The sequence below is a fragment of the Streptomyces adelaidensis genome (assembly GCF_016598475.1).
Taxonomy (GTDB): domain Bacteria; phylum Actinomycetota; class Actinomycetes; order Streptomycetales; family Streptomycetaceae; genus Streptomyces; species Streptomyces adelaidensis.
Genome location: NZ_JAEMUX010000167.1, coordinates 1 through 6,694, shown reverse-complemented (window position 1 = coordinate 6,694; position 6,694 = coordinate 1). Strand labels below are relative to the sequence as shown.

Genomic DNA, 6,694 nt, shown 5'->3' with positions numbered 1-6,694 from the left:
CTCCACGGGGAAGTTGCCGCCGGTGACCCACGCGGACTCGTCCGACGCCAGATGGACCGCGCACCAGGCGATGTCCTCGGGCCTGCCCACCCGCCCCAGGAGCTGGAGCGTACCGCCGAGGTCGTGACGTCCGTCGGCTACACCTTCCGCCGCTCCCCCGGTATCTCCGCGATCCGCCGGCACGTCCAGCGGGGCGAGCTGGGTGACCTCACGCTGTTCAGCGGCCGGTACTGGTGCGACTACGCGACCGACCCCAACGGTCCGCTGAGCTGGCGGTTCAAGGGCGGTCCCGGCTCCGGCGCGCTCGGGGACATCGGCTCGCACATCATCGACGCCGCCGAGTACGTCGCCGGGCCGATCGCCTCGGTCTCCGGTGCCTCGCTGTCGACGCAGATCCCCAAGCGTCCGCTGCCGCTGGGCGCGGTCGTCGGGCACAACGCCACGCCCGTCTCCGACGAGTTCGGCGAGGTCGAGAACGAGGACACCGCGTCCTTCACGGCCCGCTTCGAGTCCGGGCTCGTGGGCACGTTCTCGGTGACGCGCACCGGCTTCGGCCTGCCCAACGGGCTGTTCTTCGACGTCCTGGGCCTCGGCGGCCGGGCCGCGTTCGACCAGCACCGGCCCGCCGAGTAGTGGAGATCATCAAGGCCGTCGTCGAGTCCTCCCGGACCGGTGGCTCCGCAGTCACGGTCCCGCCCGTCGCCTGGAGCCCTGTAGAGAAGGAAGAGACCCATGGCCCTCAAGCTCGGCGCCTACACCGCCTGTCTGCACGACCGGACCCTCCCCGAGGCCCTCGACATCCTCAAGGAGAACGGTCTGACCTCGGTCGAGGTCGACACCGGCGGCTTCATCCCCTCGCCGCACTGCCCGGTCGACCTGCTGCTGTCCTCGGCGACCGCCCGCGAGGAGTACCTCGCGACGTTCGCCGGCCGCGGCATGGAACTCACCGGCCTCAACTGCAACGGCAACCCGCTCAACCCGCTCCCGGGCGTCGGCCCGAAGCACGCGGACGATCTGCGCCGTACGATCCGTCTGGCCGGTCTGCTGGGTGTGAAGCACGTGGTCACCATGTCCGGTACGCCGGGCTCCGACCCCGACGCCAAGTACCCCTCCTGGGTCGTCAACCCGTGGGACGGCGTCTACATGGACGTCCTGGACTACCAGTGGGGCGTGGCCGTCGAGGTCTGGAAGGAGATCGACGCGCTCGCCCGCGAGAACGACGTCCGGGTCGCCATCGAGATGCACCCGCACAACCTCGTCTTCTCCCCCGTCACCCTGAAGCGGCTGGTCGAGGAGACCGGCGCGAGGAACGTCGGCGCGGAGATGGACCCCTCCCACCTGATGTGGCAGGGCATGGACGTCATCGCCTCCATCAAGTGGCTGGGCCCGCTGGTCTTCCACGCCGCCGCGAAGGACGCCACGCTCTGCCCGGGCGCCGACATCCGCGGCGTACTGGACACGTCGTTCACCCGTGTACCCGCCGACGCGGACGGCAAGGTGCCCACCGGGTACGGCTTCTGGTGCAACTCCTGGCCCGAGAACCCGGCGTGGAAGTTCGTCGCGGTCGGCATCGGCAACGACGTCGCCTTCTGGACCGAGTTCCTGCGCGCCCTCGCCGAGATCGACCCCGACATGGCCGTCAACATCGAGCACGAGGACGCGGCCTACTCCCAGACGGAGGGGTTGGCGCTGGCGGCCAAGAACCTGCACAGCGCGGCGGCGGCGATCTGACCGACGCCGTGTCACTCGGCCTCGCGCCCGCCCATTGGCGGACGCGAGGCCCGAACTCGTCCTACGGCGTCCGCTCGTCGAGGGGATCGACCGGCCACGCGGCCGCATGGGCGCCGAACCCGTCGCCCGCCGCGTCGGCCGCCATACGGGCGTCGCGTGCCCGGGCCTCGGGCCCGTCCGGCAGGTGATAGTCCTCGCCCGCCCGCGCGGAGCCGGCCTGGACCCTCGTGGCGGTGGCCAGCCGTCGGCGCACATACCGGTCGAGCGCGTCGGGTACGTCGGCCGGTGCCACGCCCGCGAGGGTGTCGCCGAGCACGGCCGCGTCGACGAGCGCCTGTGCCGCGCCCTGGGCCTGGAACGGCACCATGGCGTGGGCGCTGTCTCCGAGCAGGGTCACCCGGCCGGTGTTCCACCGTGCGAGCGGGGCCCGCGTGTGGATACCGTAGCGGAGCATCGACCCCGCCCGTTCGAGGATGGTGAGCACCCGGGGTTCCCAACCGTCGTACGCGCGCAGTGCCTCCGCCGGCTCGGCCCGCGCCGTCCATGACTCCTGGGCCGCCTCCGTCCCGACGGCGCCCACGACATTGAGCAGATCCCCACGACGCACCCAGTAGTGCACGAAGTGCCGTCCGGGTCCGAGCCAGAGGGCGAAGTCCGGCAGGTCCAGGTCGGCCACCTCGGCGGCCGGCAGCAGCGCCCGGTAGGCGGCGGTCCCCGAGTACAGGGCCTTGTCCGCGCCGAACAGCCACTGACGTGCGGCAGACCGCACACCGTCCGCCGCCACGACCAGGTCGGCCTCCAGTCGCTCGCCGGCGGCCGTCGTCACCCTGGCGGACTTGTCGTCCTGCCCGATGCCCACGACCGAAGTGTCGAGCCGCACCGACTCGGGCGGCACCGCGGCGGCCAGCGCCTGGTGCAGATCGGCCCGGTGGGCCTGAAGGTACGGCGCCCCGAACGCGTCCTCGGCCTCGCGCCCCAGCGGGTAATGGCAGATCTCGGCCCCGTCCGACCAGGTACGAAAGCTCAGCCGGGACGGCCGGGTGGACTGTGCGGCGACCTCGTCGAGCAGGCCCAGCCGACGCAGCACACGCGTGGCGTTCGGCGCGAGCTGGATCCCCGCGCCGATCTCGGTGAACCGCGGGGTCTGCTCGACGAGTGTCACCTCCCACCCGGCGCGCCGCAGACTCAGCGTCGCGGCCAGCCCCCCGATACCCGCCCCCATGACGATCGCCCTCATGCCCCCACCTCAGGTCGACGTCCGTTCAAGCTACCGGCGGACTCGGACATACGGCAGACATGCGGCAGGCGCCGGGCGCCGGGCGCCGGGCGCAATGACAACGGCCCCCTTATCGATGAGCTTCGCCTGAGGCCACACTTCCCCGTGTCGGATGGCGGAGGACGCCCGAACCGACAACTGTGGCCTCGCCCCCCGCTCTTGAGGGGCGCGGGGAACTGCGCGACAAGCCACGACGCACCCGTACCCGCACCCGAAAGTCTCGCGCCGCCTCCCCCGTCAAGGCGCGGCGTCCGGGGCGGAGCCCCGAGAGGACACGAAGGCAGGCGGCAGGCGCGCGGCGGCCATCGGCCACCGCGCGCCGCCACCACTCAGAGCGGGGTCCGCTCCACGGGGATCCACAGTTCCGCGTCCGCCCGCGCCGCGTCCTCGGACAGGCGGGTCCGCAGGATCTCGGGGCCCGGACGGCTCCGATACGGATTGGACGGGAACCACTGGGTGAACACGTCCCGCCACAGGTACTGGAGTGCCTGCGGGAACGGCCCGGAGTTCTCGAAGACGGCCCAGGTCCCGGCCGGCACGGTGAGTTCGTCCATGCCGTCGGGTACGGCGGCGCGGGTCACCGCGCCGTGGAAGTAGTCGAGTTCGGTCCCTTCGGCCCGACCGTCGTCGAGATTGTCACTGATCGAGACGATCCCCTCCGGTTCCTGGTCGGACAGGTTCTCGATCTGCCGCAGTGTCTCCTGGCCGATGCTCCGGATGAAGTCGGCGATCGCCGGATTCATCCCCTCGTGCACGAGCGGCACCCGGGCCTTCCGCCCGACCACCCGGAACTCCTCCTTCTCCACGACCCGGTATCGCATACTGCTGCTCCCTTCGACGACGAGTCGGAAGGACATCCGGGGCTGGGAGCGCAGACTCGCACCGGTCCGCCGGGCCTCCCCGGGGCCGACGCCGTGCATCGCGCGGAACGCCCGCGCGAACGCCTCCCCCGAGCCGTAGCCGTAACGCACCGCGATCTCCAGCAGCGTCCGCTCGCCCGCCAGCACCTCGGCGCCCGCGACCGTCAACCGCCGGCGCCGGACGTACTCCGACAGCGGCATCCCCGCCAGCGCGGAGAACAGCCGCCGCAGGTGATACTCCGACGTCACCGCGATCCGTGCCAGGTCGGCCATCTCGATCCGCTGATCGAGCCGGCGCTCGATGTGCTCCATGGCCTCGTTCAGCCGCTCCAGCACCCCGGTCTCCTTCCCTTTCGATCACCCACGTTAGGAAGGAGTCACTCTGCCGCACCCGACATCCTGTGCCCGCTGCGGTCGGGTACGTGACCTGGGGGTGCCCCGCCCGGCTCCGCCAATGACGAACGTGACGCTGATCAGCAAGGCCCAGGAAACCCACTTGGACACCGACACCGGCTCCCAGCCATGAAGCTGATACGGGTACCGCCACGCTCCGAGATACGTGGCGATGTTCTCGGCCAGCCACAGGAAGAAGCCGATCAGGGCGAAGGACAGCGCCAGCGGCATCCGATGCCGGCGTTCACCGATCGTGTAGTGCGCCCATGTCCCCGTGGTCACGGCCAGCAGCAGACCGCCGAGCAGCAGGCGCAGGTCCGGGAGCCAGTGATGAGACAGGAAGTTGACGTACAGGCCGACGGCCAGGAGGGCGGTGACGCGGGCCCGGTAACCGGTCAGGGTCAGGTCGAGCAGCCGCCAGGACCGGCAGACGTAGCTGCCGACAGCGGCGTACATGAACCCTCCGTACAGCGGCACACCGGCGAACTTGGCCAGCCCCGGCTCGGGATAGGTCCATGACCCCACCCGCACCTTCACCAGCTCGAAGGCGAGCCCCAGGACATGGCAGACGGCCACGACCGCCACCTCCCGCCTGGTCTCCCACCCCAGCACAAAGCCCACGCCGGTGAGCAGCACCCCGTACGCCAGCAGCAGGTCATAGCGCGCCACCGGCAGCGCCGGGAGCAGTTTCGAGACCGCCATCCCACCCAACAGCGCGACCGCGAAGGCGCAGCACCGCGCCTGCGACCACGCGAACCGGAGCAGCTGCCGACTGATCACTCCGGCGCCGTACATGATCGTGTGCATGTTCACGTAGAGCGGTCCGGCAGCGACAACGGTTGCGCCCTTTGCCTTTCCCGTGCCTGGACGCCCCTTTCCCATTTTCGCCGTCGGCCGGTCTGAACCATTGGAGCGCTGCGGTCCGGACGACGGCACCGGCGCCCCCGGCAAGGGGCGCGCTGTCATCCCAGCCGATACGTCCGCGCGCCATTTGCGCTGCGCCCTGTGGCGGTTGGTCGCGGCTCGTCAGAATGTCACCCCTCGGCTCACGGTGATCGGAGCCGGTTCGGCACGGGCGGCGCGGGTCTCCCGGCCTTGCTGCGTCTGTGGCCCCGCTCCGACCTTCGGTCATGGCTCCCGGCAGACGGCGTGGCTGTCTCTGGGACGTCGACGGACGGATGATGGTGCATCGTGGTGGAGCCGCTTCGGCATGGTACGGATCCCGGGCGCGTCGGGCCGTTCGAGCTGATGGCCCGTCTGGGCTCCGGCGGCATGGGCAGCGTGTACCTCGCCCGCCGCACCGACGGCGGTCTGCTCGTGGCGTTGAAGACGATCCGGGCCGAGCTCTCGGCGGAACCCGGTTACCGCGAGCGCTTCGCCCGTGAGATCGAGATCGCCCGCGCGGTCCTCAGCGTGCACACCGCGCAACTCGTCGACTTCGACGCCGAGGCGGACACGCCCTGGCTGGCGACGGAACTCGTCCACGGTCCGAACCTGGCTGACGTACCGGCCGGGCGCGGCCGGCTGCCCGACGGCAGCGTGCGGGTCCTGGCAGCCACCCTGGTGGAGGCGCCGGCGGCGCTCCACACCGCCGGCATCGTGCCCCGCTATGTGAAGCCGTCCAACATCATCCTCGCCGAGACCGGACCACGCCTGGTCGACTTCGGGGTCGCGCGGCCGGTGGGACAGGTCGGGCTGACCTCCACGGGGCAGTTCGTCGGCAGTGTGGTCTACGCCTCGCCAGAGCAGTTGCTCGCCCAACGGCTCGCTCTCACCGTCGCCCTGGTGCTGGCGGCGAGCCTCCTCGTCGTGACGGGCGTGTCGCTGGCGGGACAGGGCAGCGGGCCCTGGTCCGAGACGGACCGACCCGGCGCCTTCGACGGGATGCTCACCTTCCCGCTGCTCGTCTCGGACGGATATGTCCTCCGATACTCCTTCCAAGACGACTACTCGGACGTCGAACTGGGCACCGCGACCGTGCCCCACCTCGGCATCTCCCGCTACAGCGACGAGTTCTTCGCCGTCGCCCTGTCCGCGGACCGCACGTCCGGCGGGCTGCAATTGGTGTTCGCGTCGGCGGGAGACTCGACCTTGCGGAGCCCCCAGACGTCGTGCCTGAACCAGGGCGGCGCGGAGGAGTACCCGGAAGGCGTCCGGCTGCTCCACGAGTAGTCGACGCGTGCGTACCGGTCCACGAAGGACGAGCCGTCGGAGCCGGTGTGCGACAGCGTCTGGTGGTCGGCCATGTCCTGGCTGTGGTTCTGCGCGGCCTCGGTGAGCTCCGGTACGCCGACGCCCTCCTCGGCAGCACGAGCGTGTCGTGAGACAGGCCGGCAGTGATCGGGCTGGGCGACGCTCAGGGCCTGGCTGCGTGGCTGTGGGCGATCTCCACGAATGGGCCAGGGCCTGCCCGATCGGCGGGGAGTAACACCGA

6 protein-coding genes and 1 pseudogene are annotated in these 6,694 nt (G+C 70.9%); 3 read left to right on the top strand and 4 right to left on the bottom strand.

What is annotated here, in order from left to right; all coding sequences use genetic code 11:
* Together I8N67_RS40580 and I8N67_RS40575 are read left to right on the top strand one after the other, a co-directional pair.
* A partial coding sequence (locus I8N67_RS40580) for a Gfo/Idh/MocA family protein (protein ID WP_234047060.1) occupies positions 1-633 on the top strand: 633 nt, incomplete at its 5' end.
* A gap of 99 nt (positions 634-732) precedes the next feature.
* On the top strand, positions 733-1,731 hold the full coding sequence (locus I8N67_RS40575; protein WP_200309325.1) for a sugar phosphate isomerase/epimerase family protein: 999 nt from the start codon (positions 733-735) through the stop codon (positions 1,729-1,731).
* Between the two features lie 61 nt (positions 1,732-1,792).
* Here the strand turns inward: I8N67_RS40575 and I8N67_RS40570 are convergent, their stop codons facing one another.
* The 3 genes from I8N67_RS40570 to I8N67_RS40560 all read right to left on the bottom strand — a co-directional run bounded on the left by I8N67_RS40570 (position 1,793) and on the right by I8N67_RS40560 (position 5,067).
* Positions 1,793-2,968 carry an FAD-dependent monooxygenase gene (locus I8N67_RS40570; protein WP_200309324.1) on the bottom strand — a complete coding sequence of 392 codons (1,176 nt, stop codon included), beginning with the start codon at positions 2,966-2,968 and terminating at the stop codon, positions 1,793-1,795.
* A 368-nt stretch (positions 2,969-3,336) separates the two neighbouring features.
* Positions 3,337-4,203: an AraC family transcriptional regulator gene (locus I8N67_RS40565; protein ID WP_200309323.1), complete on the bottom strand. Its 867-nt coding sequence runs from the start codon at positions 4,201-4,203 to the stop codon at positions 3,337-3,339.
* A 30-nt stretch (positions 4,204-4,233) separates the two neighbouring features.
* Positions 4,234-5,067: a DUF817 domain-containing protein gene (locus I8N67_RS40560; protein ID WP_200309326.1), complete on the bottom strand. Its 834-nt coding sequence runs from the start codon at positions 5,065-5,067 to the stop codon at positions 4,234-4,236.
* A 441-nt stretch (positions 5,068-5,508) separates the two neighbouring features.
* Between I8N67_RS40560 and I8N67_RS44850 the strand changes: the two are divergent.
* A pseudogene (locus I8N67_RS44850) lies at positions 5,509-6,009 on the top strand (serine/threonine-protein kinase); the annotation flags it as partial.
* A gap of 251 nt (positions 6,010-6,260) precedes the next feature.
* Here the strand turns inward: I8N67_RS44850 and I8N67_RS44845 are convergent.
* Positions 6,261-6,506, bottom strand: a complete 246-nt coding sequence (locus I8N67_RS44845; protein ID WP_372443911.1) for a spore germination YkwD domain-containing protein — start codon at positions 6,504-6,506, stop codon at positions 6,261-6,263.
* Positions 6,507-6,694 lie beyond the last annotated feature (188 nt).